At 27.7% G+C, this 25,570-nt stretch carries 26 protein-coding genes and 2 pseudogenes; 21 read left to right on the forward strand and 7 right to left on the reverse strand.

Annotation, left to right across the window (positions count from 1 at the left end):
* Nucleotides 1-55: 55 nt before the first annotated feature.
* From K5V21_RS01725 to K5V21_RS01750, 6 genes are all read left to right on the forward strand, one after another.
* A complete protein-coding gene (locus tag K5V21_RS01725; protein ID WP_221858595.1) occupies nucleotides 56-4,336 on the forward strand; it encodes a 2-hydroxyacyl-CoA dehydratase in 4,281 nt (1,426 codons plus the stop codon).
* Nucleotides 4,337-4,695: 359 nt separating this feature from the next.
* Nucleotides 4,696-4,959 (forward strand): hypothetical protein, encoded by a 264-nt coding sequence (locus K5V21_RS01730; RefSeq protein ID WP_245000599.1) that lies wholly within the window; start codon nucleotides 4,696-4,698, stop codon nucleotides 4,957-4,959.
* 481 nt (nucleotides 4,960-5,440) lie between these two features.
* Nucleotides 5,441-6,736 carry a histidine--tRNA ligase gene (gene hisS, locus K5V21_RS01735; RefSeq protein WP_221858598.1) on the forward strand — a complete coding sequence of 432 codons (1,296 nt, stop codon included), beginning with the start codon at nucleotides 5,441-5,443 and terminating at the stop codon, nucleotides 6,734-6,736.
* A gap of 506 nt (nucleotides 6,737-7,242) precedes the next feature.
* Complete coding sequence (locus K5V21_RS01740) at nucleotides 7,243-8,061, forward strand: MBL fold metallo-hydrolase (protein WP_221858601.1); 819 nt, start codon at nucleotides 7,243-7,245, stop codon at nucleotides 8,059-8,061.
* Nucleotides 8,062-8,228: 167 nt separating this feature from the next.
* Nucleotides 8,229-8,696: a DUF2975 domain-containing protein gene (locus K5V21_RS01745; RefSeq protein WP_221858603.1), complete on the forward strand. Its 468-nt coding sequence runs from the start codon at nucleotides 8,229-8,231 to the stop codon at nucleotides 8,694-8,696.
* A gap of 10 nt (nucleotides 8,697-8,706) precedes the next feature.
* Nucleotides 8,707-8,925 carry a helix-turn-helix domain-containing protein gene (locus K5V21_RS01750; RefSeq protein ID WP_204593422.1) on the forward strand — a complete coding sequence of 73 codons (219 nt, stop codon included), beginning with the start codon at nucleotides 8,707-8,709 and terminating at the stop codon, nucleotides 8,923-8,925.
* Nucleotides 8,926-9,091: 166 nt separating this feature from the next.
* Here K5V21_RS01750 and K5V21_RS01755 read toward each other — a convergent pair whose 3' ends face one another.
* Nucleotides 9,092-10,516, reverse strand: coding sequence for a DUF4317 domain-containing protein (locus K5V21_RS01755; RefSeq protein ID WP_221858605.1), 1,425 nt, complete (start codon nucleotides 10,514-10,516; stop codon nucleotides 9,092-9,094).
* A 355-nt stretch (nucleotides 10,517-10,871) separates the two neighbouring features.
* Between K5V21_RS01755 and K5V21_RS01760 the strand changes: the two genes are divergently transcribed.
* Together K5V21_RS01760 and K5V21_RS01765 are read left to right on the forward strand one after the other, a co-directional pair.
* A complete protein-coding gene (locus K5V21_RS01760; RefSeq protein WP_221858606.1) occupies nucleotides 10,872-11,225 on the forward strand; it encodes a DUF898 domain-containing protein in 354 nt (117 codons plus the stop codon).
* A 221-nt stretch (nucleotides 11,226-11,446) separates the two neighbouring features.
* A complete protein-coding gene (locus K5V21_RS01765) occupies nucleotides 11,447-11,857 on the forward strand; it encodes a peptide deformylase (RefSeq protein ID WP_221858608.1) in 411 nt (136 codons plus the stop codon).
* A 133-nt stretch (nucleotides 11,858-11,990) separates the two neighbouring features.
* On the opposite strand, the gene K5V21_RS01770 is transcribed toward K5V21_RS01765, so the two are convergent.
* The gene (locus tag K5V21_RS01770; RefSeq protein WP_221858611.1) at nucleotides 11,991-12,146 is read right to left on the reverse strand and encodes a hypothetical protein; all 156 of its coding nucleotides are present in this window, start codon (nucleotides 12,144-12,146) and stop codon (nucleotides 11,991-11,993) included.
* A 351-nt stretch (nucleotides 12,147-12,497) separates the two neighbouring features.
* Here K5V21_RS01770 and K5V21_RS01775 point away from each other — a divergent pair, with 351 nt between their 5' ends.
* The 9 genes and pseudogenes from K5V21_RS01775 to K5V21_RS01815 all read left to right on the forward strand — a co-directional run bounded on the left by K5V21_RS01775 (nucleotide 12,498) and on the right by K5V21_RS01815 (nucleotide 20,012).
* Nucleotides 12,498-13,118 carry a TetR/AcrR family transcriptional regulator gene (locus K5V21_RS01775; protein ID WP_221858613.1) on the forward strand — a complete coding sequence of 207 codons (621 nt, stop codon included), beginning with the start codon at nucleotides 12,498-12,500 and terminating at the stop codon, nucleotides 13,116-13,118.
* Entirely contained in the window at nucleotides 13,115-14,005 is an 891-nt protein-coding gene (locus K5V21_RS01780) for an ABC transporter ATP-binding protein (RefSeq protein WP_221858615.1), read from the forward strand. Before K5V21_RS01775 ends, K5V21_RS01780 begins: the two co-directional genes overlap by 4 nt.
* Nucleotides 13,998-14,795, forward strand: coding sequence for an ABC transporter permease subunit (locus tag K5V21_RS01785; protein ID WP_221858617.1), 798 nt, complete (start codon nucleotides 13,998-14,000; stop codon nucleotides 14,793-14,795). Before K5V21_RS01780 ends, K5V21_RS01785 begins: the two co-directional genes overlap by 8 nt.
* A gap of 455 nt (nucleotides 14,796-15,250) precedes the next feature.
* Nucleotides 15,251-15,997 carry a hypothetical protein gene (locus K5V21_RS01790; RefSeq protein ID WP_221858619.1) on the forward strand — a complete coding sequence of 249 codons (747 nt, stop codon included), beginning with the start codon at nucleotides 15,251-15,253 and terminating at the stop codon, nucleotides 15,995-15,997.
* A gap of 445 nt (nucleotides 15,998-16,442) precedes the next feature.
* The gene (locus tag K5V21_RS01795; protein ID WP_221858621.1) at nucleotides 16,443-17,267 is read left to right on the forward strand and encodes a VanW family protein; all 825 of its coding nucleotides are present in this window, start codon (nucleotides 16,443-16,445) and stop codon (nucleotides 17,265-17,267) included.
* Between the two features lie 346 nt (nucleotides 17,268-17,613).
* The gene (locus K5V21_RS01800) at nucleotides 17,614-18,600 is read left to right on the forward strand and encodes an ROK family protein (protein WP_221858622.1); all 987 of its coding nucleotides are present in this window, start codon (nucleotides 17,614-17,616) and stop codon (nucleotides 18,598-18,600) included.
* Between the two features lie 14 nt (nucleotides 18,601-18,614).
* Nucleotides 18,615-19,238, forward strand: coding sequence for an HAD family hydrolase (locus K5V21_RS01805; RefSeq protein WP_221858624.1), 624 nt, complete (start codon nucleotides 18,615-18,617; stop codon nucleotides 19,236-19,238).
* A gap of 26 nt (nucleotides 19,239-19,264) precedes the next feature.
* A pseudogene (locus K5V21_RS19735) lies at nucleotides 19,265-19,333 on the forward strand (hypothetical protein); the annotation flags it as partial.
* 313 nt (nucleotides 19,334-19,646) lie between these two features.
* Nucleotides 19,647-20,012: a hypothetical protein gene (locus K5V21_RS01815; RefSeq protein ID WP_221858626.1), complete on the forward strand. Its 366-nt coding sequence runs from the start codon at nucleotides 19,647-19,649 to the stop codon at nucleotides 20,010-20,012.
* Between the two features lie 52 nt (nucleotides 20,013-20,064).
* Here K5V21_RS01815 and K5V21_RS01820 read toward each other — a convergent pair whose 3' ends face one another.
* Both K5V21_RS01820 and K5V21_RS01825 read right to left on the reverse strand, forming a co-directional pair.
* Complete coding sequence (locus tag K5V21_RS01820; protein WP_221858628.1) at nucleotides 20,065-20,286, reverse strand: MurR/RpiR family transcriptional regulator; 222 nt, start codon at nucleotides 20,284-20,286, stop codon at nucleotides 20,065-20,067.
* A 49-nt stretch (nucleotides 20,287-20,335) separates the two neighbouring features.
* Nucleotides 20,336-21,205, reverse strand: a complete 870-nt coding sequence (locus K5V21_RS01825) for a Cof-type HAD-IIB family hydrolase (RefSeq protein WP_221858630.1) — start codon at nucleotides 21,203-21,205, stop codon at nucleotides 20,336-20,338.
* 167 nt (nucleotides 21,206-21,372) lie between these two features.
* On the opposite strand from K5V21_RS01825, the pseudogene K5V21_RS01830 reads away from it, so the two are divergent.
* The 4 genes and pseudogenes from K5V21_RS01830 (at nucleotide 21,373) to K5V21_RS01845 (ending at nucleotide 23,921) form a co-directional block, all read left to right on the forward strand.
* Nucleotides 21,373-21,579: pseudogene (locus K5V21_RS01830) on the forward strand (hypothetical protein).
* 239 nt (nucleotides 21,580-21,818) lie between these two features.
* Nucleotides 21,819-22,313, forward strand: a complete 495-nt coding sequence (locus tag K5V21_RS01835; RefSeq protein WP_221858632.1) for an NAD(+) diphosphatase — start codon at nucleotides 21,819-21,821, stop codon at nucleotides 22,311-22,313.
* A gap of 38 nt (nucleotides 22,314-22,351) precedes the next feature.
* Nucleotides 22,352-22,762 carry a MerR family transcriptional regulator gene (locus K5V21_RS01840; RefSeq protein ID WP_221858634.1) on the forward strand — a complete coding sequence of 137 codons (411 nt, stop codon included), beginning with the start codon at nucleotides 22,352-22,354 and terminating at the stop codon, nucleotides 22,760-22,762.
* A gap of 154 nt (nucleotides 22,763-22,916) precedes the next feature.
* Complete coding sequence (locus K5V21_RS01845; protein WP_221858636.1) at nucleotides 22,917-23,921, forward strand: aldo/keto reductase; 1,005 nt, start codon at nucleotides 22,917-22,919, stop codon at nucleotides 23,919-23,921.
* Nucleotides 23,922-24,089: 168 nt separating this feature from the next.
* Here the strand turns inward: K5V21_RS01845 and K5V21_RS01850 are convergent, their stop codons facing one another.
* The 3 genes from K5V21_RS01850 to K5V21_RS01860 form a co-directional block, all read right to left on the reverse strand.
* Nucleotides 24,090-24,401: a DMT family transporter gene (locus tag K5V21_RS01850; RefSeq protein ID WP_221858638.1), complete on the reverse strand. Its 312-nt coding sequence runs from the start codon at nucleotides 24,399-24,401 to the stop codon at nucleotides 24,090-24,092.
* Between the two features lie 2 nt (nucleotides 24,402-24,403).
* Nucleotides 24,404-24,736 (reverse strand): DMT family transporter, encoded by a 333-nt coding sequence (locus tag K5V21_RS01855; protein WP_221858640.1) that lies wholly within the window; start codon nucleotides 24,734-24,736, stop codon nucleotides 24,404-24,406.
* Between the two features lie 176 nt (nucleotides 24,737-24,912).
* On the reverse strand, nucleotides 24,913-25,545 hold the full coding sequence (locus tag K5V21_RS01860) for a FusB/FusC family EF-G-binding protein (protein WP_221858642.1): 633 nt from the start codon (nucleotides 25,543-25,545) through the stop codon (nucleotides 24,913-24,915).
* Nucleotides 25,546-25,570: the final 25 nt, after the last annotated feature.

Genomic DNA, 25,570 nt, shown 5'->3' on the forward strand with positions numbered 1-25,570 from the left:
ATAAAATGATGTTTAAGTATTATACATTAATAATTTATGTTGGGATGAGAAGAGTATGAAAGAAGTATTACATTTAGGTATTGATATAGGATCAACTACGGTTAAGATTGTATTATTAGATATCAATAGCAATATTATTTATAGTAAGTATGAAAGACATTACTCGAATATAAAAGAGACTACAACTTCATTTATAAAAGAAGTTTTTACAAAATATAAAGATTATGATATTACAGCAATGGTAACAGGATCTAGTGGGTTATCAGTTTCAAAGCTTTTAGGACTATCTTTTATTCAAGAAGTTATTGCTTGTACAGAAGCTGTTGAGACTTTCATAAATAGCACTGATGTAGTAATAGAATTAGGTGGAGAAGATGCAAAAATAACATATTTTGAAGGTAGTTTAGAACAACGTATGAATGGGGTTTGTGCTGGCGGTACAGGTGCTTTTATAGATCAGATGGCTACATTGCTTGAAACAGATGCTAAAGGATTAAATGAATTAGCTAAAAATTATAAGATAATTTATCCCATTGCTGCAAGGTGTGGAGTCTTTGCAAAAACTGATATACAATCTCTTATAAATGAAGGGGCTAGCAAGGAAGATATGGCTGCATCTATATTTCAAGCTGTTGTAAATCAGACTATAAGTGGGCTTGCTTGTGGAAAGCCAATAAAGGGAAATGTTGCATTTCTAGGGGGGCCTTTATACTTTTTATCAGAGCTTAGAAAAAGGTTTATTGATACCTTGAAATTAAAGGCGGAGGAAATAATATTTCCACAAAATCCTCAATTATTTGTGGCTATTGGTGCAGCTATTGAATCCAAAAAAGAAAAAGTTATAACTTTTGAGCAACTGTTAAAAGCTGTTGAAAGTTTAGATGATAATGATATAGCTAATTCAGATATATTAGAGCCATTATTTAAAAATGAACAGGAATTAAAAGACTTTAGACAAAGGCATTACAAATACAAAGCAAAGATAAGAGATATAACTACATATGAAGGAGAAGCTTTTTTAGGTATAGATGCTGGATCTACTACTACTAAAGCTGTATTAATAGATAATGAAGGGACTATATTATATTCTTTTTATGGTAGCAATAAAGGCAATCCTATGCAAATTATTATAAACATATTAAAAGATATATATAGTAAAATTAATGAAAAAATAAAAATTGCTAAAGCCACTGTTACAGGGTACGGAGAGGCTCTTATAAAGTCAGCTTTAAATATTGATATTGGAGAAGTTGAAACTATAGCACATTATAGAGCAGCAAAACATTTTTTAAAAGATGTGGACTTTATTCTTGATATAGGAGGTCAAGATATGAAGTGCATCAGGATAAAAGATGGAGTAATAAATTCTATTCAATTAAATGAGGCCTGTTCATCAGGTTGTGGTTCTTTTCTTGATATGTTTGCACAATCTTTAAACATGGATATTAAAGAGTTTTCAAAAGAAGGATTATTATCAAAAAGTCCAGTAGATTTAGGGTCAAGATGTACTGTATTTATGAATTCTAAAGTTAAGCAAGTTCAAAAAGAAGGTGCTGATATTGGAGCTATATCTTCTGGATTATCTTATTCTGTAATTAAAAATGCTCTTTATAAGGTTATAAAAATAAGAAAGCCTGAGGACCTTGGAGAAAAAATTATAGTTCAAGGAGGGACTTTTTATAATGAAACTGTTTTAAGAGCATTTGAAAAAGTTACTGGTAAAGAGGCAGTAAGACCAGATATTGCTGGCCTCATGGGAGCATTCGGAGCTGCTCTTATTGCAAAAGATAACCATAATGAAAATGAGGTTTCTAATATTTTAGGAAAATCTGATATTGAAAAATTTAAAGTATCAAATGAATTTAGGCATTGTGGATTATGTAGTAATAATTGTCTACTTACTGTAAATAAATTCTCTGATGGTAGAAAATTTATTTCCGGTAATAGATGTGAAAGAGGTATAGGCGCTACTAAAAATATAAAAAAAGCAGAAAATTTATTTGATTATAAATATAAAAGAATTTTTGGATATAAACCTCTTTCAATAGAAGAAGCAACAAGAGGAGAAGTAGGTATACCAAGAGTTTTAAATATGTATGAGAACTATCCTTTTTGGTACACACTTTTTACAAAGCTAGGTTTTAGAGTAGTATTATCTCCAAATTCTACAAAGAAAGTTTACAATGAAGGCATTGATACAATACCTTCAGAGTCTATTTGTTATCCTGCTAAACTTGCTCATGGACATATAGCAAGTCTTATAAAGAAAGGCTTAAATTTTATATTTTATCCATGTATCTCTTATGAGAGACTAGAAGATAAAAATGCAGATAATCACTATAATTGTGCCATAGTAATCTCTTATCCAGAGGTTGTTAAAAACAATATTGGATTTTTGAGAAGTAAAGATATAATATATAAAAATCCATTCTTGAATTTTAATGATATAAAGTCAATGAAAAAGAACTTATATGATGAGCTAAAGGAATTTGATATAAGTCGAAAGGAAATAAGCATTGCAGTTGATAAGGCTTATGAAGAAGTTAGCAAGGTTAAAGAAGATTTAAAAAATAAAGCATTGGAAATTCTAGAAGACTTAGATAAAAGTGGTGAAAAAGGTATTGTATTAAGTGGAAGGCCATATCATTTAGATTTAGAAATAAATCATGGTATAGCAGATATGATATCACAAGAGGGATTGGCAGTATTTACAGAGGATTCTGTAGCTGATTTAGTTGAAATACCAAGACCATTAAGAGTATTAGATCAATGGACTTATCATTCAAGAACATATAGAGCAGCACATTTTGTAGGTACTAGGAAAAATTTAGAGTTAATTCAATTAAACTCTTTTGGATGTGGATTAGATGCAATTGCTACAGATCAAGTACAAGAAATATTGGAGAGTTTTGGTAAAATATATACATTGTTAAAAATAGATGAAGTTAATAATTTAGGGGCAGCTAGAATTAGAGTACGTTCTCTTAAAGCTGCTATGGATGATATAAATAAGTCCAGAAGTTTCAATTTTAAAAATATTAACCCAATTAAGTCATATTCTAAAACTATATTTACAGAAGAAATGAGAGAAAAACATACAATACTTTGTCCGCAGTTTTCTCCAATACATTTTGAATTATTAGAAGTTGCTTTTAAAAGCTCAGGATATAATTTAAAAGTATTACCTACAGTTAGTCGATATACCATAGAAGAGGGATTAAAATATGTAAATAATGATACTTGTTATCCTGCCATTATAATAATAGGTCAAATTATAAGTGTACTTAGGTCTGGAGAGTATGATTTAAACAATACCTCTGTGGTGATTTCTCAAACAGGAGGTACTTGTAGAGCATCTAATTATATTTCCCTTATAAGAAAAGCATTAAAAGATGCAGGGTATGAAAAAATACCAGTTATATCTTTAAGTGCTCAAGGAATAGAGAATAATCCTGGATTCAAAATAACATTACCAATAATTAATAGAGCATTAATGGCAGTAGCTTATGGAGATATGTTACTAAGAATGATAAATAGAGTAAGACCTTATGAAAAAATTAAAGATTCAACAAAATTAACTTATTTGAAGTGGCTCGATATATGTAAAAATAGTATAGCTAGTGGAAGCTTTAAGGAATTTAAAAATATTACAAAAGAAATGGTAAATGAATTTGATAGTTTGAAAATTAAAAATGTGGATAAACCAAAGGTAGCAGTGGTTGGAGAAATTTTCTTAAAGTATAACACTTTAGCAAATAACAATATTATAGGAGTATTAGAGAAAGAGGGGGCAGAAGTAATAATACCAGATTTAATGTATTTTATATTATATTGTGCCTATAATCAGAAATTTAAATATGAGAAGTTAGGTGGAAACTTAAAAAGCTTCTTAGGTGGTAGATTGTCTATTAAATATATAGAATTTTATATAGCAGAAATGAAGAAGTCACTAAGTGATAGTAAAAGATTTATAGCGCCAGAAAAAATTGATAAATTAGCTAAAGAAACTGGTGATATCTTATCTCTTGGCAATCAAGCTGGAGAGGGATGGTTAGTCACCGCAGAAATGGTTAAATTATTGAAGTCTGGAGTTAGTAATATGATTTGCATACAACCTTTTGCATGTTTACCTAATCACGTAATGGGAAAGGGAATGATTAGAGAAATTAAAAGAAGATATCCTTATTTAAATATTACACCAATAGATTATGATCCTGGTGCTAGTGAAGTAAACCAATTAAACAGAATAAAGCTTATGCTTTCTACTGCAATTAAAAACATGGAAAAAGTAGAAAAGGATAAAATAGATATAAAGAATCAAGGATTTAGTCAATAAAATTAACAATAGTATACAATTTTTTCTATTTTCAATTTTTTATTATAATATATGAGATTTAAATTACAAAATTTACTGATTTTCTTTTTAACTATATAAAAAGAAGAATATTTTTAATTTTCTCATTGTGGTCAAAGTTGGTTTCAATTTTCTTTAACAAAATAAATTTTTCTAAACTTAACCTATTATATCTATAAATCTTATAGATATTTATTAACTAGAGGGAACAAGTCTTTATATAAATGAATATCATAGTGATGGAAAGGAGTTGTTAAAGAATGTCTTTAGAAGAAACTAATTATCACAGAGATACACAGTCATTATATACTGACTGTAAAAGATGCTTAAACTATCATGTTATGATAACCCTGAAGGATGGAAGTAAATTAGATGGAATTGTTGTGGAGGTACAGCCAGATCGTGTTATGGTGTTAGTTGGTGAAGATGTAATGGAGCAAGATCACGGAAGCGAATCTGAGTTACAGCGTCAACCAATTGGTTTTGGTCGCCCAATGAGGAGATTTAGATCATTTAGACCTAGATTTTTCCCATTTGGTGCTCTAGCAACAGTAGCACTGTTACAGTATCCTTTTATTATGCCACCATATCCTTACTTCTTTTAATTATAATACTTAAACAAAAGAATAAATATTTAATTAATCTTATGATTAAAAATCTAAGAGGTTTGAGATTATATTACTCACACCTCTTATTTTTTATTATTAATTTTAAGATATTTTTTGAGAGGGAGTAAAAATCAATTTTTTTAAATAGCCATAAGTTTATCTTGGAATTAATCTATAAACTTTTATAATAAGAATTGAATATTAAATAAATTGAGCGTATAATATTTAGTAATATTATTTTAGGAGGAAAGTTATGATAACACTTAATATTATTAAACAAAGCAAAATACATCATCATTACTAGAGACTTGGTCTGTAAAAAAACAGATACAAGTCTATTAGCATTAGGCTTGTATCTCTGGTAATGATAAATTAAGTGAAATCATAATTTATTTAGAGCCATGTGGGATATATGCCTACATGGCTTTCGTTATATAAAAAAGGTTTAGTGTATAGATATAATTAGGAGTGATTTAAGATGAAAAGAAATATTATAAAACCAAGCATACTACCAGGATTTATGGAGCTACTACCAAAGGATCAACAAATATTTAATGATATAGTATCTAAAATAACAAAGGTATACGAAGATAATGGATGTTTAGCAATAGATACACCAATAATAGAAAAAGCAGAGGTACTACTTGCAAAGACGGGAGGAGAAACAGAAAAGCAAGTATATAATTTTCAAAAAGGAAAGAACAATCTAGCTTTAAGGTTTGACTTAACAGTACCATTTGCTAGGTATGTAGCTCAATATTATAACGATTTAGTATTTCCATTTAAAAGATATCAAATAGGAAAAGTATATAGAGGTGAAAGAAATCAAAAAGGTAGATATAGAGAATTTTATCAATGTGATATTGATGTTATAGGTAAGGAAAAGTTAAGCATAGATAATGATGCATGGGTTATAAGCTTAGCTTCTAAAGCTTTTAAGTCCATAGGATTAAGTAATTATAGATTTCAAATAAGTAATAGAAAAATATTAAAAGGTATACTAGATGAATTAGAAATAGATAAAGCTAATGAGGTTATGATATTAATAGATAAGTATGACAAGATAGGCAGGGAGATATTTTCTAATGAATTAGAAAGTCTTATAGGAGCTTATAAAAGTGAGTATATTAATAAAGTATTAGATATAAAAGGTACTAATAAAGAAAGAATAGGAGAGCTTTTAAAACTTAATATTAAAAATAAAGACTTTAATGAAGGAGTAGGAGAGTTAAAGAAGGTATGTTATATATTAGAGATATTAGGTATAAGTGATGAAGAGTTTGAAATAAATTTAAAGATTATAAGAGGGCTAGATTATTATACTGGGACTGTTTTTGAAACTATATTAGTAGGAAATGAAGAGTATGGTTCTATTTGTTCTGGTGGAAGATATGATAATTTAGCTGAAAATTATACTAATAATATATTACCCGGAGTTGGTATATCAATAGGTGTAACTAGGTTATTCTTTGTTTTAAAGGAAATAGGATTTATAGATAAATATGAAATGAAAAAAGAATTAGATTATTTAATAATTCCAATAGGAGATACAATTGAATATTCATTAGAGGTTATGAAATATATTCAGCAAAATGGAAAGAAGACTACAGTTTATTTTGAAGATGATTCATTAAAGAAAAAGATGAATTATGCCAATAAAATAGGTGTTAAGAATGTAATATTAATTGGTGAAGATGAGGTTAGAAAGAATAAAGTGAATATAAAAAATATGATTTCTGGTGAGAGTAAAAGTATTGATTATAAGCTGCTGTAGAGTTTTATAGTGTATAATTAGATAAAATAATTTTGCAATATTCTAGTATTTTAATATTTATTTGGATAAAGTTACTTTATAATAAGTATGAAACAAAAAATATATTAATTATGTCATGTGAGATTAGCGTTGTACTATTTATGATGATTAAATGATAATTAATGTAGAAAAAAGATTAAAAGCAATATTAATGCTTCGAAATTAGGATATTGTTTTATAGTTGATTATAGGACATCAGTTAAAGATAGATAAACTAAAGAATTTAATCTAATAGATAAGATTAATAAATTAAAAGATTTGGTGGTAAACAATATGAAAAAATATTTAAAAATGCATCCAAAGAATAGGATTTGCTCTGTACAAATCAATAGGTGAAACGTTGTACAGAGCGTAGAAAAAAGTTTCATCAAAATTTTATTGTATTTAGGAACTTTTATAAAACGTTTAATATGAAACTTTGTACATCGTTTTTGATTAATTAAAAATGATTATTAAAGGAGTAAAAAATGTTTAGATTAGAAAAACCAGTTATTACATTAGAAACAATAAAAGCAATGGAGGACATGTCTTATTTCACACATGCACTTATATTTGACGATTTGCTTATTATTGCACAAAAAGAAACAAATTGCTTTGTATTAAAATCAAGTGAAGGATTAATTGTAATAGATGCAATTTGGCCATGCAAAGAAGCTTTTGAGGCAATTATATATGCAATTAAAGATATAGGATGGAATCCAAAATCTATAAAAAAGTTAGTAATAACGCATGGACATGCAGACCATACAGGATGTGGAAAGTGGATTGTAAATAAATATAATGCTAAAACATATTTATCTAAAAGAGATGATATTTTTTGGAGAGATGAACCCATTAAAAGAAATAGGCCTGAAACATATAAAGATTATAATATTGATGTTTATGTTCAAGATGGTGATAAGATAATTCTTGGTGATAAAGTGATTTTTGTATATGATACACCAGGACATACACCAGGAGGACTTAGTTTTATATTTAATGTAACAGAAGATAATAAAACATATTGGGCTGCTTTATGGGGAGGTTCTAATCCACCAGCTAATTTAGATGATATTATTATTTATATGAAGTCATTAGACTATTTTATGGAAGAGGCTAAAAATAAAAATGTTCAAATAGCACTTAGCAACCATACAGCATTAGATAATGGAATTGAGCGTATTGCATATTCAAAAAAGAGAATGAGATATATGCCAAACATATATATAATTGGACATAGTGGATTTGATAAATATTGTCAGCTATTTCGTAATTTATGTTATGAAAAATTAGAAATGTTAAAGTAGAGATTTAATTAAGAGAAAAGCACTATTATTTTAGTTATAAGTGCTTTTCTTTTTTAGAAAGATGGAATATGTCGATAAATAAATAATAAATTTTAATAACTATTTATTGCAAAACGATAAAAATAAGGTTATTCTATATATAGAAATTTAGAAGTGAGGTGCTTTTTATGAAACGAGAAACGCTATTTTTAAAGGCAGTTGTTTTTCTTATTGGAATTATAGCTCTTGGGTTATGTATATTTTTGTTGCCTAGAATAGCAAATAAAGCGTCAGAAATAAATAGAGATTTGTATCATTTTATAATAGTTGTATATGTATCAGCGATACCATTTTTCATTGCGCTGTATCAGGCTTTAAGAATTTTAAGCTATATTGATAAAAATGAAGCTTTCTCATATTTATCTGTAAAAGCTTTAAAAAATATAAAATACTGTGCGATGACAATCAGCATCTTGTATGTATTAGGACTACCATTATTATATATCATAGCTGATAAAGAGGATGCTCCTGGTATTATAGTAATAGGAATGGTTGTTGTTTTTGCAGCTTTTGTGATTGGGATATTTGCTGCTGTTCTTCAAAAGCTATTAAAAAATGTCATAGATATAAAATCAGAAAATGATTTAACGGTCTGAGGTGAATAATATGGCGATTATAATTAATCTTGATGTTATGCTTGCTAAAAGGAAAATGAGCGTAACAGAACTTTCAGAGAGGGTTGGAATAACAATGGCTAATATTTCTATATTGAAAAATGGAAAGGCAAAAGCAATTAGGTTTTCAACTTTAGATGCAATTTGCAAAGAATTGAAATGCCAACCTGGAGATATTTTAGAATACAGAAATGATATATTAGAAGAATAGATAGAATTGATATTAATCTAATATATCATAACCATTTCATAATATTAAAATAATAGGAATAAAAAGCTCAGCGAATTTGTTGAGCTTTTTTTGTTTGTTAGCATTTTTCAGTAGATTGCATTTAAAAATAAAAACTATATTTAAATACAGCCTAAATTAATATAACTTAAATCAAGTCATCTAAGCCATTAACTTTAGCTTGTTCATCATCATTGATAGGAATAACTATACATTTTTGTCCATCAATTACTTGAGATTTTATTTCAGGTATTTTTTCAGGTTTAACTTGAAGTATAACATCATAATCAGAATCAATATTACTATCTTCTAAGTTTGTATCAGGAGCTTCTTCATTATTTTCTAAGATTTCTTCTGAATCTGTATTAGAAATTTCTTCATTATTTTTTGAATCTTTTTCTAAATTATCTTCTAGATTAGTTTCTGAAACTTCTTCTGAAACTACAGTATCATCAATTTCTGCAGATGGGGTAGCTTCATTATCTACAGCAACCTCTTGTTTAACTTGTTCAAGTCTAGTTTGAAGTACTTCTACTTGCTTTTTTAGGTGTTCTTCCTTTTTTCTTTGCTCATTTGCCTTAAGTATCTTTGAATCAATTAAATTTTCTGCTAGAGGAATATCATCACCAAAGCTTTCTACATAGGATTTTTCAATCTTAGTAGTAATTTCTTCTGGAACTCCACTTTCTATTAAAAGATTTTGGATATCTTTATTTTTTAAACTTATAGGTTCTGAGTCTGTATCGTCATACATTTCATTATACTCTTCTACCATAGCATTTAGATTATCTTGTATATCCATAAAAACTTTATCAGCCTTCTTTTCATTAGCACCAAAAGAGTCTTTAATAATTGATTGGAATGTTTCTTTTTGTATAGTAGCAGTCTGTTTTGAGTAGCAACCTAAAGCATTTTCCATTAATTCAGGATGTGTATCCTTTGCATTTTTTGTGTAATACATAATAGAGTTAACATCTGAACTACGATCAATAAATGCAGGGAATACAAAACCATTAATTGGTGGCTTAACTATCCAATCTCTAATACGTGCTTTTATACTATTTTCTTCTTCAAAATATCTAAGTCCAGGCTCTGAAAGTTCTACAGGGCATAGTGCACATAAAACATATTCATAAACTTCTTCAGACTCGTCTATTTTTTGATTATCTTTAGTTTTTGTAAGAACATCATAAGAGTCATTAAAAATAAGTATTAAGAAATTACCTGTATAATCATAACTATCTATGATAGACTTATAAAAATCATCAAGTAAAGTATCATCATTTAGTTGACTGTTTTTAAGTTGCATGAGTGAAATTTGTTTTTCGTTTATAAGATCTTCGTTAAGTGGAAAGTTAAGCTCTAAAATGTTGTTGCCTATAGTTCCAGATAAGACTTTTTTAGCAATTTCTAAATATTTAAAGTATTCATCCTCATCTAAATTTAGAAATGTTTCTCTAAATTTTAAAATAGTATTTTTTTCTCCATTAACATAGCAACCACACATTTTGCTGAATGTGCAGTAATCTTTTTTGAAACGCTTTTTTAACTCAAGTATATCTTTTTTTCTCATATATAAACTCCTCAATTTGATATTTCATATTCGACGGTATATTGCTTGTACTAAATATTGCATTTATATATAAATGCAATATTTACTTTCATTATTTAAGTATAGTATTTTTTTTCTTTTAATTAAAGATTTTATTAGCTGAAGTTAATTTTATATTTTAAAAATAAATAATATAAAATTTTAATATTAATAAGTTAAATCTGTAAAGCTTATGAATATGAATTTAAATATTTATTAAAAATAAAGTTAAAAAAATAAAGCAAATAAAAATACTGTTAGAATGTTAAATGTAAAAGAAAATTTAGTTAAATAATTAGTGAAAAAAGAGCATATAAAGGTTATTGAGGTGATAGACATGAAGATATGTTCATCTATAATAGAAAACAAAATAAAGTATGATTCATATTTTGATAAACGGGTTAAAGATTATATTATCTTAAAAATAAAATTTGTTTTAATATGTGCTTTGACTTTGGGCATAGGATATCCATGGGCATTATGCATGGAATATAAAGTGAAAAGCCATCATACAGTTATTTGTGGAAAAAGGTTAAAGTTTATAGGTAAACCTAGAGAGTTAATATTTCATTGGTTATTTTGGTGGTTATTAAGTATAATAACATTTGGATTATTTCTTATAGTAACTCATGTAAGAATGGATCAATGGATAACAGCAAACACAATATTTGAAGATGTAGAAATAAAATAAAAACATGTTTAATACATTTAGTTCTTCTGAGAGGAAGTTATCACATTATGTTTTATAAAATGGATATTCTATTTCTGCAATATCTTTAAAAATGAACTTAATGAAGGATTGAGCCTAGGAGGGTAAGCAAAGGTTGCTTTCAATTCAGAAGATAGGTGAAAATTAAAATGAAGATTTATATGACTAAAATTACTTAGTCAAATAGAAAGGTTGGAACAAGGATGATAAGACCAGTTGTAAGGGATGTATTATTTTTAGGGCAAAAGTCAGAATCAGCAACAAAAAGTGATGTATCAGTTATTGATGATTTAGTAGATACATTAAGATTAAATTTAGAACATTGTGTTGGCATGGCTGCTAATATGATCGGAGTAAAAAAGCGTATATTAGTATTTAGTGTAGGTAATATTATAGTGCCTATGGTGAATCCAGTTATATTAAAGAAAGAAAAGAGTTATGAGACAGAAGAAAGCTGTTTATCTTTAACAGGTTTTAGAAAAACAATTAGATATGAAACAATAGAGGTAGAATATCTTGATAGAAACTTTAAGAAACACAAAGAAATATTTACTGGGTTTACTGCACAGATTATTCAGCATGAAATAGACCATTTTGAAGGAATAATAATATAAAAATTATGCTCTGTTTTAAAGTTATGTTGATATGTAGAGATTTAAAAGTGGACAGATTGATTGTCCACTTTTTCTACTAATTTGAATTATATAGTGAGAGGACTTTATATTATATCCAACAAAAAAATTAAATTTATTTTTTCTTTTTATTATCTAAAGCAAGACCAATTGCGACACCGAAACACAAGCCTAGTGCTAATTGGTCAAATATCATACCAAATACGAGTCCCATTCCTGTAAAAAGTGGAAAATAGCAACCGCTTTCCTTTTTAGCATTATCTTTACTCATATAATTTACCCCCATAAATGTATATCTTAATGTATAAAAAAAATTATTGTTTTCTTAGTATAATTATTTGGTTAGTTTATATCATGCATAATTTATAAATACAACCCAATTGGTTATATTTATATTATAACCCATTTTTAAGAAATAATAATATGAATTTTCATTTAAAAAGAAATAGAAAAAAGAAAAGTTTAGAAAATAAACAATCAGATAAAGAGTAAAATAATTAAAAAGAAGACTATAAAATTTCAAAAAAGAATAGTAAGATTCTTTACTTATTAGGTCTTCTCTAAAACGGTCAACGGGAATACAATTATATTAACCGATACGGTAAATGAAAGGGTGAGAGTCTTGAATCAAAAGTTTTTTAATCTACCAAATGAAAAGCAAAAGGCTATTATTGATGCGGGTTATAGAGTATTTTCAGAGAATAAGTATAAGAAGTCACCTATGTCAGAAATATCAGCAGAAGCAGGCATATCTAAGTCCTTATTATTTCATTATTTTAATAACAAAAAAGAATTTTATTTATACTTATATGATTATGGAACAAACTTAATTTTAGAAGTTGCTAATAAAGAGAGTATTTTTAATGAAACAGATTTCTTTAAGTTATATTTACAAGGTGCAAAATGTAAACTAGGGGTATTTGAAAAGCATCCTTATTTATTTAGTTTTATGGTAAGGGCTTATTATGAAGATGAACAAGAAGTAGTAGCAGATATAGCACAAAGAAATAGTTCTATGATACAGTTTAGAGATAATAATTTTTTAAGAAACTTAGACAGAAATAAGTTTAAAGATGATATAGATATTGAGGAGTTATTTAATATGATAACTTGGTGCGTGGAAGGCTATATGAAAGAAAAATGTAAGGGTCAACCTCTAGATTTAAATGACCTTGAAGAAGGATATATTAAGATGTTAGATTTCTTTAAAAGAAATAGTTATAAGGAGGAATATTTAAGGTGAATATAATTGAGATTAAAGACCTTACAAGAGATTATGGAAATAATAAAGGTATTTTTGATGTTAATCTCACTGTAAAAAAGGGCGAGGTTTTTGGGTTTTTAGGACCTAATGGTGCAGGGAAAACTACAACTATAAGACATTTAATGGGCTTTATTTTTCCAAGCAGAGGTAAGTGTTTAATAGATGGAATAGATTGTAGCAAGGAAAGCTATAAGATTCAGGATAATCTAGGGTATCTTCCAGGAGAGATTGCTTTTATGGATGATATGACAGGACTTGAATTTATTCATTTTATAGCTGATATGAAAGGCTTAAAGGATTTTAGTAGGGCTGAAGAATTAATTAAAATATTTGAATTAGATCCAAAAGGTAAGATTAAGAAGATGTCTAAGGGAATGAAGCAAAAAATAGGAATCGTATGTGCATTTATGAATAACCCTGATATATTAATTCTAGATGAACCAACAAGTGGATTAGATCCACTAATGCAAAATAAATTTGTAGAACTTATTCTATCAGAAAAAGAAAAAGGAAAAACAATATTTATGTCTTCACATCTTTTTGATGAAGTGGAAAAGACTTGTGATAGGACAGCTATCATTAAAGATGGGCATGTTGTTGCAGTAGAAAATATGAAGACTTTATCTGATTCAAAGCATAAAACTTATGTAATTACATTCTCAAATGATGAAATGGCTAAGGAGTTTACTAAGGAAAATTTGAAAATAAAAGAAGTTATAGGTAATGTTGTAACTGTAGCAGTAAAAGGTGATATAAATCCTTTCATAAAAGCTTTAAGTAAATATTCAGTAACAAGCCTTGATATGAGAACTCAAAGTTTAGAAGAGTTGTTTATGCATTTTTATGGAGGGGAAAGTAATGATTAGTTTAACATTATTTAAGAGAGATATAAAATCAAATTATAAAATTATACTTCTATTTTTTGCAATTTTAACTTTGTATTCTGTAAGTGTTGTTTATATGTATGACCCTACAACTACTAGTGCCTTTGAAGAAATGGCTAAAAGTATGCCAGAGCTTATGAAGGCTTTTGGTATGGCGTCAGTAGGGGCTAATCTTACTGAATATATCGCAAATTATTTATACGGATTAATAATTCTTATGTTCCCAATAATCTGTATTATAATACTTGGAAATAAGCTAATAGCATCATATGTTGACAGAGGTTCTATGGCATATTTATTAGCTACACCAAATAAGAGAGTTAAGATTGCTTTAACTCAAGCAGTATTTATGTGGCTAGCTAGTGCTGTGTTACTTATATATGCATCAGGATTAATAATATTTTCCTGTAATATTCTTCACGGTGGAGCATTAGATGTTAAAACTTTTATTCTTATGAATGTAGTTTTATATTTTCTTCATGTTGCAGTAAGTGGTATATGTTTCTTTGCATCATGCATAAGCAATGACACTAAGCTTTACTTTACAATTGGAGCAGGGGTACCAGTACTATTTTATTTATTACAAGCTTTAGCTAATATGGGAGGCAAGCTTGAAAATCTAAAGTATTTTACTCTTTTCACATTCTTTAATACAGGAGATATTATTGCTGGAGAGAAGATAGTAACTCCAATATTAGTTTTACTATCTGTAGCTATAGTTCTCTACGGAGCAGGGATATATATTTTCTCAAAAAGAGATTTGTCTTTATAAAAAGATATTTAACAATTAAGTGATTATTCAAGTAAGAGACCATGTTTTTACATGGTCTTTTTAATAAATATATATTAATGAGCATATATTATTATAGTTTAAATGGAGAAACTGTTTTTTTTGTAAGTAGATTCTTACTTTACATGAAAAATATAAGTAAAATATAGCAGGATATATTATTACATATCAGCAATATAATAAAGAGTATGGCTAATATTCTATGAGTTAAATATTTCTTATGGAATAACTCCATTTTATATAATTAAATAGTCTAAATTACGAAAAATAAAAAATCGAAAAAGCGATAAAAGTGACATAAAACCACAATTTTAGATTTATTACGATTTGTATTTACAATGGAATAGCAAGATGGTAAAATTTATTTACAAAAAGTTAATATTTAAATTGGAAGATTAAGAGGGTTATTAAAAGGGAATCAAGAGGGGGATTCAAAAATGAAAACAATATTAAAGTTCTGTTTAGGGATAGTTATATTCTCGGCAATTGTAGCTCTAGGAGCCTTTGTAGCTTGGTGTGTTGCATCAGTATTTGTAGTAAGATACTTATTTAAATTAAAAGGAAAGTACAAAGATCCTAAAGATTGTCTAAAAGAAGGAAAAAATATAGTGGCAATAGTATCTGCTGTGGTATTATTCATTGTAATACCTGTAGGTTTTGCTAAAACATCAAGAGAATATGACCAAGAACAAAAAATAAAGCAAGAACAACAAGCTAAGTTAGAGGAGCAAAAAAAAATAGAAGCAGAGCAAAAGCAGAAAGATAGAGAAAGAGCTAATATATTAAATGCTAAATCTAGAGTTAAAAAAGCGGGAAAAGATGCTAATGTTGTATTAACAGAAGAAGAGATTGAAAAGTACAATATAACAGAGGAAGAAATATCAACGTTTGATGAAGCTGTGGAAGCAGCAGTAATAGGACTTGAAGAAGCTGACATGGCAAAGAAATTCGAAAGAGAAGCAAAAAGTTATATTAAAAAGAATTTAAATTATACTACCCCTAACTTGCGTTCTCCTTCTAAATATAGTTTTAATGAAGATGGAACTATATGTACTATAAAAGGAAGATATGAAAGTAAGAATAAGTATGGGGCAAACGTAAAAGGTGAATATAGTATTGACTTTGATACTGCTTCAGGAGAAATTGTTGATGAGTTTATTGGAAATGAAAAAGTAAGTAATTAGATTAAATAGGATATAATTTTTAATATGTAGATTAAGTAAAAAGATGTTGCTAAAAAAGTAACATCTTTTTTTATATAGTAAATTATGCAGAGATAATGAATAAGGTTTATTTTATGCTATTGATGTATTAATTTACAGTATAAAATAGAGATGTAGAGTAATTGATAGTTATAGATAAGTTAAATAAAGAAGTTTGAGGTTCTATAATGATAACAGTTTAATAAATCAAAAGGAAGATTAGTAAAAAACCTCATTTACTAATCTATACGGAGAACTGTACCCTAAATAAGGAGAGTTTTTACATAAGATATTAAAATGAGTACATAATAATTCTGAATATACTATTATTGCAATAACATCCATAATATTGTAAAATGTAAAGATGTGAATTAGAATATATTATTCATAATAGTCGTAGAGATAATAGGTTGATGGGGAGATTAAAATGCAAAAGAAGTTATTAAGTCAAAGGGGACCAATATTTTATTTTTTAGCTGTTTGGTATAGACGTATACTTAGATACAAGCAGTGGCATTTTAGTTCTATAAAGTTTGCTAAGGAGAGAGACTTTAATAAACTACCATATAGAGTTAAAAAGCATCAATCAGTTTTAATTAGAAAATTAGGGGATAGCGATAGACAGCTACAGCTTAATAAGGTTGAAAACTTAAAGATAGCTATAAAAGAGATAGATGGAATTATCATAAGACCAGGTGAAGTTTTTTCATTTTGTAAATTAGTTGGACTTCCAACAAAAAAGAAAGGATATCTTAAAGGGATGGAGCTTTGTTTTGGTGAAGCAAGGCCAGGAATTGGAGGAGGATTGTGCCAAATTGCAAATCTTTTAAATTGGCTTACAATACATAGTCCTCTTACTGTAATAGAGAGACACCATCATGGCTTTGATCCATTCCCTGATAATGGCAGAGTACTTCCTTTTGGGAGTGGTGCTACTATATTTTATAACTATGGAGACTTTCAGATTAAAAATAATACAAGCCATACCTTTCAGATAAACCTTTGGATGAGTGAAAAATGTTTAGAAGGGGAACTTAGGGTAAGTGAAGAGCTTGACTTTGGGTATCATGTGTTTGAGAAGAACCACAAATTTTCAAAAATTAAAGATGATTATTATAGACAAAATGAAATTTGGAGAAATAAGATAGCTAAGTTTGAAGGGGGAAGGATTCTAGATACTGAACTTGTTACTAAAAATTGTGCTTTAGTAAAGTATGTTCCTGAAGAATTCAAAGAGGAAGAGTGTTCATAAAGTGGACACTCTTCTATTTTAAAAATAATAAAAATCTATGTTATAACTATTATAAATATAAGAGATAGTTGTTAAGGAGATAGTTATTATTGGATATAATAATAATATATAAAGCAAAAAATAATTAATAGATTAAATTTAACTTTATTGGGTAGCTTTAAAATTAAAGTGCTAGATATAGAAGATAATTTAAATATATATTATCACTTATAAAAGTAGAACTCTTACCTTTATTAAAAAAAAAGGTAAGAGTTTTTTATTGACAATTAAAGTAAAAACTGTTTTAATTAAATTATTAAAATACTTTTTAAAACTATTTTAAAAAGTTTGGGGGGATTTAAGATATATGGCAAATTCAGTGACTATAAAAAGTTTAAATATTAAAAATATCTATGAAGTGCTAAAAGAGAATGAAGCTATGAGTAAAACAGATATAGCTAAGTATGCAGGGTTAAGCTTTCCAACTGTTAGTACAATCATAGAGTATTTAATTGAAAAAGAAGAAGTAATTGAGGTAGGTTTAAAAAGCTCATTGGGTGGAAGATGTGCAAAAAGATATGGTCTTAATCCAATGTATGCAGTTTCTTTATTATTATATTTAGAAGGTAATAAAATAAATTGGATATTAAATGATTTCTGCAGAAGAAAAATAGATTCTGGGGCTGTAGTATTAAAAAATAGTATAGTTGAAGAAATCGATAGCTTAGTATCTTTAACAAAATCTAAGTATTGTCAGTTAGCAAGTATAGTAATTGGTATTGCAAGTAATGTTGCTAATGGAAAAGTAGAATCATATTTAGAATATAAAGAGTTAGAAGAGGTAGATATTATTAAATATTTTACAGAGAAATATAATATACCTATAGAAGTAGAAAATGATATGAATGTTGCAATTAATGGATACTGGGAAAAACATGATAATAAAGATGATGAAGTAATTGTTAACATATATATGGGTGACAATGGAGTAGGTGCAGGAATGATTTTTAACGGCAATGTCTGGAAAGGTGCAGCTAGCTTTGCTGGAGAGATACATTACCTTCCTATAGATGATAATAATCTAAGTTATTGTAAAAATGGGTTTCATGGAATTAATGTTGTTGAATATTATGGAAAAATAATTCAATCATATATAGCCTTAGTAAACCCTAATTTAATAGTCATATATAATAATTCATTTATATCAGATAGATTAGAAGATATAATAGATTATTGCAAGCTTAGGATTCCACAAGAAGTAATGCCAGAGCTTATTTTATCTGATGAATTTATTTGTGACTATGAGTATGGACTGGGCAAAATTGCCATTGATTTAATTGAGAGTAAAAATTAAAAGGGGGAGATTATATGAGATATTCACATGTAGTATTTGATATTGATGGGACTTTAATAGATTCAGAGAGTGCTGTTTTAAAATCATTGCAAAGAGTTGTATTAGAAGAGAAAGGCATAAGAAAAAAGTTAGATGAATTAAGATTTTCATTAGGTATTCCAGGGAAAAACACTTTAGAAAAGTTAGATATTGAAGATTTAAAAGGAGTAGAGGAAAAGTGGAATAACTATTTAAGTGACTATGCTGATGAAATAGTTCTCTTTGTTCAAGTAAGAGAGATAGTACAAGCTTTAAAGTCAAATGGAATAAAACTAGGAATTATAACATCTAAGACAAAAAAGGAATATGAAGATGACTTTTTAAAATTTGGATTACATCCATACTTTGATGTAGTAGTTTGCGCTGATGATACTAAGAAGCATAAACCAAATGGAGATCCTATGGAAAAATATTTAGAAATAGCTAATGTTAAAAGAAGCAATGTAATTTACATTGGTGATTCAATTTATGATATGCAATGTGCTAAAAATGCAGGTGTTGATTCTGCACTAGCATTATGGGGAGCAAATGATTCAGAATGCATAGAGGCAACTTATAAGCTAAAAGAGCCTAAAGAAATTTTAGATGTTTTAATTTAAAAAACAAATTAAATAAGGATTGGCTAGACTGGACTATAGAGTTACAGTATTTAGCACAGGTTGATCTAACATATTCAAAGGATTCATTTGAATAAAGTCTACATTTTAATAATTTAACTTATAGTTAAGTTGTTTAAATTAATGATTATTCTTTTTCAAAAATTGTAAATATGAATACAAAAGGGACAAAAAATTAGTATTATATAGATTCAAATGAATCACAGCGTAAGACACTAACTGAGTTAATAAATCTTATATTTATTGGAATACAATATATTTGTAAAGATGATGCAAGAAAAGAAGAGTGAACTAAAGATATTAAGTCTTAATTTATGAAAATTTTATAATGTATAATATAGTATAGTTAATTAATGTAATAAAACAAATAGTTTCAGAAGGGGAAGGCGTATGGAAAAGTATAAAAGAGAGGAATCGAAGGACGTACTAAAAGTTGTATCGTCTACTATTAGTAGATGTGAAAAAATGCATCCTAAATTTGTAGAGGGTACATCACAACACACATTACTCAAGAATAGATTAAAAGCCCTATACATTTCAAGGTCATTAATAACAAATGAGGGTATTATGGGCAAATATACAAAGGAAGAATTAACAAAAGCACTTACACCTGTATCTTCAATTATTAGTAAATGTGAAAAAGCACAATCAAAATTTGAAGAGGGTACATCTAATTACAGTCGTTTCAATAAAATAATAAGAGCCATGTATATTTCAAAATTATTAATAACAGAGGAAATTAATAAAAGAAGTTAATTTTCAATCTAATTTTAATCTTTCTTATATTTTAGGTTAATTTTTTAAAGTATTATATAACCATTATGAAGTAAGTAATTTGTACTTTTAATTCTGATAGTCCTGATAAATTTAATTTCTTGCAAAATCTATAAATAGTTGAAGTTGAAATTAAGTAAGACTTGCTAATTTCAAGATCACTCATTCTTACAAAGGATTCAGGATTATCATGCATATAGCCGACTAATGTATTTTCATTTTCAGTTAAGTTGGTTAATTTACTAAAAATGTTCATGAAGATCACTTCATGAACATTTTACAATATTTTGTTAAATTTTACTGTTTTAAGCGAAAGAATGATTTAAAACATCTATATTCTTTAAGTGCTTACTTAGTGTATGAGCAATACCATCTTCTTCATTAGATAAAGTTACTTCATTAGCTATAGCCTTTAAAGCATCTACCGCATTATCCATAGCTACTCCAATGCCAGCATATTTAACCATTGAGGCATCATTATGACCATCTCCAAAAGCAATCATTTCTTCTTTTTTATATCCCATAGGAATTAGTACAGTATCTAAAGCTTTAGCCTTATCAATTCCTTTAGCAGTAAATTCAAAGTAGAAAGGTGCTGTAAACATACAACTTAAAGTATCTTTAAATGGTTCCATCATTTCTTTGTAATTTGCCTGTAGATATTCAGGATCTCCAGCAGTTAAAATTTTATTTAATGGATAGTCAGCAAAGGCTGCTAAATCATCCTTTTCACATAACTTGAATTTACCACCACGAGATTCATATTGGATTATGTTTAAAGTCTCGCCTTTATAATGTATCTGATTGTTGAAAACATCATTAACATACATATAGTTACCTTTATCAATCATAGGTTTAACATCAAATTTCTTCATATGCTCAAGCACTGCTTGTCCGTCTTCAATACTCATTGTTTCATTAAATAAAACTTCATTGGTCTGACAATCAACGACCTTAGAACCATTAAAGGAAACTAAAAGACCATGATTTTCATCCATTTTTAATTCTCTAGACAAATCTATTAAGCCAGATGTAGGTCTTCCTGATGCTAGAATTAGGAGAACTCCTGCTTCTTGTGCTTTAATTAAAGCGTCCTTAGTTTTTTGGGTAATTACTTTTTTACTATTAGTTAATGTACCATCCACATCCATAATAATTACTTTTATATTACTCATATATATTTCCCCCATAGTTTTTTATTTGATTATACTAATACTAACTTTATAAATAAATAGGCTAATTAAAGAATTAATAATATATATCAAAAATAATAAATGAAACAAGTTTATTATTTTTTAGATTTTATTGAAGCATACTAATGTTATAAAGGAGAGTGATAAAGATGAAAGTAAAAATAGTATGAGAAAGAGACTATGAAACAAAAGAAGTAAACTTACCTATGAATGAAGAAGCCTTATTAAAGATTCAAGGGAGTGTACTTGATAGAGACAAGGAAGGATATATAACAGGAGCACAAGCAAAATATTATGATGAAGAAGGAAATGAAATAGAAAATATATTTCTTTTAAATAAGGATCTTCAAAAATAGCACAGATATATATAAATAAAGATTGAAAAACCTCACTTAAAATATTTACGGAGAAGCGTATCATAAATAAATGAGGTTTTTGTTATTTAGTTTATAATAGAATGAGACTATAATATTAAAGGAAAAGAAAAATGATTTACGGAAGGATTTATAATGTATTCAATTTTAAGATATGTAAATCTAAGAATCTTATAAATAGGATAATTATAAAATTATATAGATGTAAAGGGAGTAATAATATGAGTTATTGTTTTCAGTGTGGAAATAAATTAATAAATAAACGATGTAATAATGAGGGAGAAGTTCCATATTGTAATGAATGTAAAATGTTTCGTTTTCCTGGTTTTAGTTCAGCTATAAGTGCGATTATTTTAAATCCTGATAAAAATAAAGTGTTGCTTATACAGCAGTATGGAAGAGTAGATAATATACTTGTAGCAGGATATATCAATAAAGGTGAGGATGCAGAACAAACTTTAGTAAGAGAAGTAAAAGAAGAGACAGGTCTTAATATTAAAGATTATCAATATATGAAGAGCAAATATTATGAAAAAACTAATACACTAATGTGTAACTTTATTTGTACAGTAGATAGTGATGATTTAAGTCAAATTAATGATGAGATTGATAAAGCACAATGGTTTACCTTTAAAGATGCAATAAAGCATATTAAAAGTGAAAGTTTAGCAGAAGAATTTTTAATACATGCTTTTAAAAAAATGAATTATATATAAAATATTAATATTGTTATTTAGTATGGAGGGGAAAGCAAATGACAATAAAGGAAGTATCTGAATTAACAGGAGTATCTATTGATAATCTACGTTATTATGAAAGAATTGGCTTAATTCCAAAAGTTCCAAGAACAGCATCAGGAATTAGAGCTTATGATGAGATATCAATACGTTGGATTGAGTTTGTAATGAAGTTTAAAAAGGCTGGAGCAAGTATAGAATCAATTATAGAATATATTCGTCTTGCAGAGATGGGAGAATCAACAAAGATTGAAAGAAGACATATACTCATAGAAATCAAAGAAAGCATTGAGGAGAGAATGAGGGAATTACAAGAATGTCTTGATGTTACAAATTATAAAATAAATAATTATTATAATATTTGCGAACCAGTTACAAAAGAGTTAGTTGATGATTGGAAAAAGAGAGAAGATAAGAAAGCGGACTAAAGAGCATGAAATAATTTCGTGCTTTTTTCTTTTATAAAAATTTTTATGTTTTATCTATTGACCTTAAGTTGACTTAAGGGTTTAGAATTTTATTATAGCGAAGAAAAGATAAATTAAATATAAATAATAAGAAATGAAGGGATGAGGATTATTTATGAGGACAAGAAAATTAGGAAAGCAAGGACTTGAAGTATCTACTATGGGGCTTGGATGTATGGGTATGACTCAAAGCTACCCACCATTCCCAGAAAAAAATGATATGATCAAACTTATTCATCAGGCTGTTGATTTAGGAGTAACGTTTTTTGATACAGCTGAAGCATATGGACCATACAAAAATGAGGAACTTTTAGGAGAAGCATTAAAGCCACATCGTGATAAAGTTATTATTGCAACTAAATTTGGGTTTGATTTACAGGGGCAAAGAACAGGAAAAAGTGGAAAGGCTATTAGTTTAGATAGTCGTCCTGAAACAATTAGAAGAGCAGTTGATGGTATTCTTAAACGTCTAAAAACAGATCATATTGATTTATTATATCAACATCGTGTTGATCCAGATGTTCCTATTGAAGAAGTTGCTGGTACAGTTAAAGAATTAATAAAAGAAGGAAAAGTTTTATATTGGGGGATTTCTGAACCAGGAGTAGAAACAGTTCGTCGTGCTCATGAAGTTTGTCCGCTTTCTGCTATACAAAGTGAATATTCTATGTGGTATCGTAATCCAGAAATAGAGTTGTTACCAGTCTTAGAGGAGCTTGGTATTGGATTTGTTCCATTTAGTCCATTAGGAAAAGGATTTTTAACAGGAAATATTAATAAGGACACTAAATTTGAAAGTACAGATTTCCGTAATGTTATACCACGTTTTAATGCGGAAAATATGGATGTTAATCTAGTATTAGCAGATATAGTAAAAGAAGTTGCAGCAAAGAAAGGAACTACACCAGCACAAGTTGCATTATCATGGATATTACATCAAAAACCATGGATTGTTCCTATTCCTGGAACTAAAAAGTTAGAGCGTTTGAAAGAGAATATAGGAGCTACTGATGTTAAATTTACAAAGGAAGAATTATATGAATTAAATCAAGCAATTTCAAATATTCATATTATTGGAGAGCGTTATCCAGAAGATCAGGAAAAATTAACTGGAATATAGATAAGAATATTCTTAGAGATAAATGGCACTAACTATCTATCCTTACTAGATAATTGGTGCCATTTTAATTAGTATAATTTTATAATGAATTTTGTTTTCTAAGTAAAAAGTATATAAAAATATATCTCCTAAGAGTTATATTGATAGTTTTTTGATTTATTATGTATTTTAGAATACCTTTAATCCAATTACTGAAATTATAATTAAGATTAAATAAAAAATTTGTTTTTTAGATAGTTTCTCATTAAATAAGAAAGCACCTAATAAAAGTGATCCCACTGAACCAATAGCCACCCAAATACTATAAGCAGTTCCAGCTTCAGTTGTTCTCATGGCCATTGACAAAAGAGTTAAGCTACTAGCTGCAACTAAAATAACAATTAAGGACCATAGCTTATTAGTAAATCCAGCTGACTTCTTTATGCAATAAACTAGAAGAACTTCACATAAGCCAGAGCAAATTAAAAATAACCAATCCATTGTTACACCTCCTCTTTTGAATTTATTTTTAAGCCAATAATTCCTATTAGTAATAAACAGCTAAAAATAATCTTTGGAAAGCTAATACTTTCACCTAAAATTAAAATTCCAAAAACAATTGTACCAATGGCTCCAATTCCAGTGAAAACTGTATAGGCTATTCCAGAAGGTAATAAGGTCATTCCTTTAGAAAAAAGATAGAAGCTGATTACAACTAAGATAATAGTTACTGCTGTATATCCTAAGTTCGTGAAACCATTAGATTTTTTTAAGCAAAGAGCCCAAAAAACTTCTAAAAATCCACCTATGACAACATAAGTCCAAGCTTTATTCATAATATTCCTCCAATTTTAATATAGTATAAGGACAAAAAAGACCGGATAAGATAAATATCTTATCCGGTCTTTTTCTAACTCTCCGATAAACAATGCCATTTTAGCATGTGAAAAAATAGATGTCAATTTTTTTGATTTTCGACAGTACTGATTAAGCGAAGGTAATAATATAAATATTACTTTATATTATTAACATCCTTTAAGATTTCCTCAAGTTTTTCTACAGATACAATCCTCTCATTACACTTCTCGCTATCTAAACATACATGAAAGCCTATTGATCTATAATAGTCTTTTCCAGCATTAGCTTTTTTACATACAGGTGAAACAAATGCAACTTCATTATCAGGACCTATATGATTACAAAGTGTACATACATTAGGATTGTTAGAATTAAAATTTGAAATTCTACATGCCATACCTACAAACTTTCCATCCATATTATAAGCTATAAGTAATTTTCTTATAGCTTGATCAATCCAACCTAAATATACATTCTTTGAATCCTGAACTGTTAAATCAGGTAATTTTAATTTTTTTTCTTTTTTAAACAATTTACTAATTTGTGCATTTGTGATATTTGGCATTCCATATACATATTCATTCAAGTTACTTAAATAAGGAGTGATATGTAAGGAATCAGTTATTTTACTAATATCTAATAAATTTCTTTCTTCTTCAGATAAATTTGTAAAAATACTTAATATTTTATCTTGTATATATGCTCTAGTTGCTTTAATAGTATTGGTATCTATACAATTTCTAAAAGCATTATTTAAATCATATAAACATTTTTTTATATTATTCATTTTAACCGCTCCTAAACTATTCTCT

Source organism: Clostridium sardiniense, from assembly GCF_019753795.1.
GTDB classification, from domain to species: domain Bacteria; phylum Bacillota; class Clostridia; order Clostridiales; family Clostridiaceae; genus Clostridium; species Clostridium sardiniense.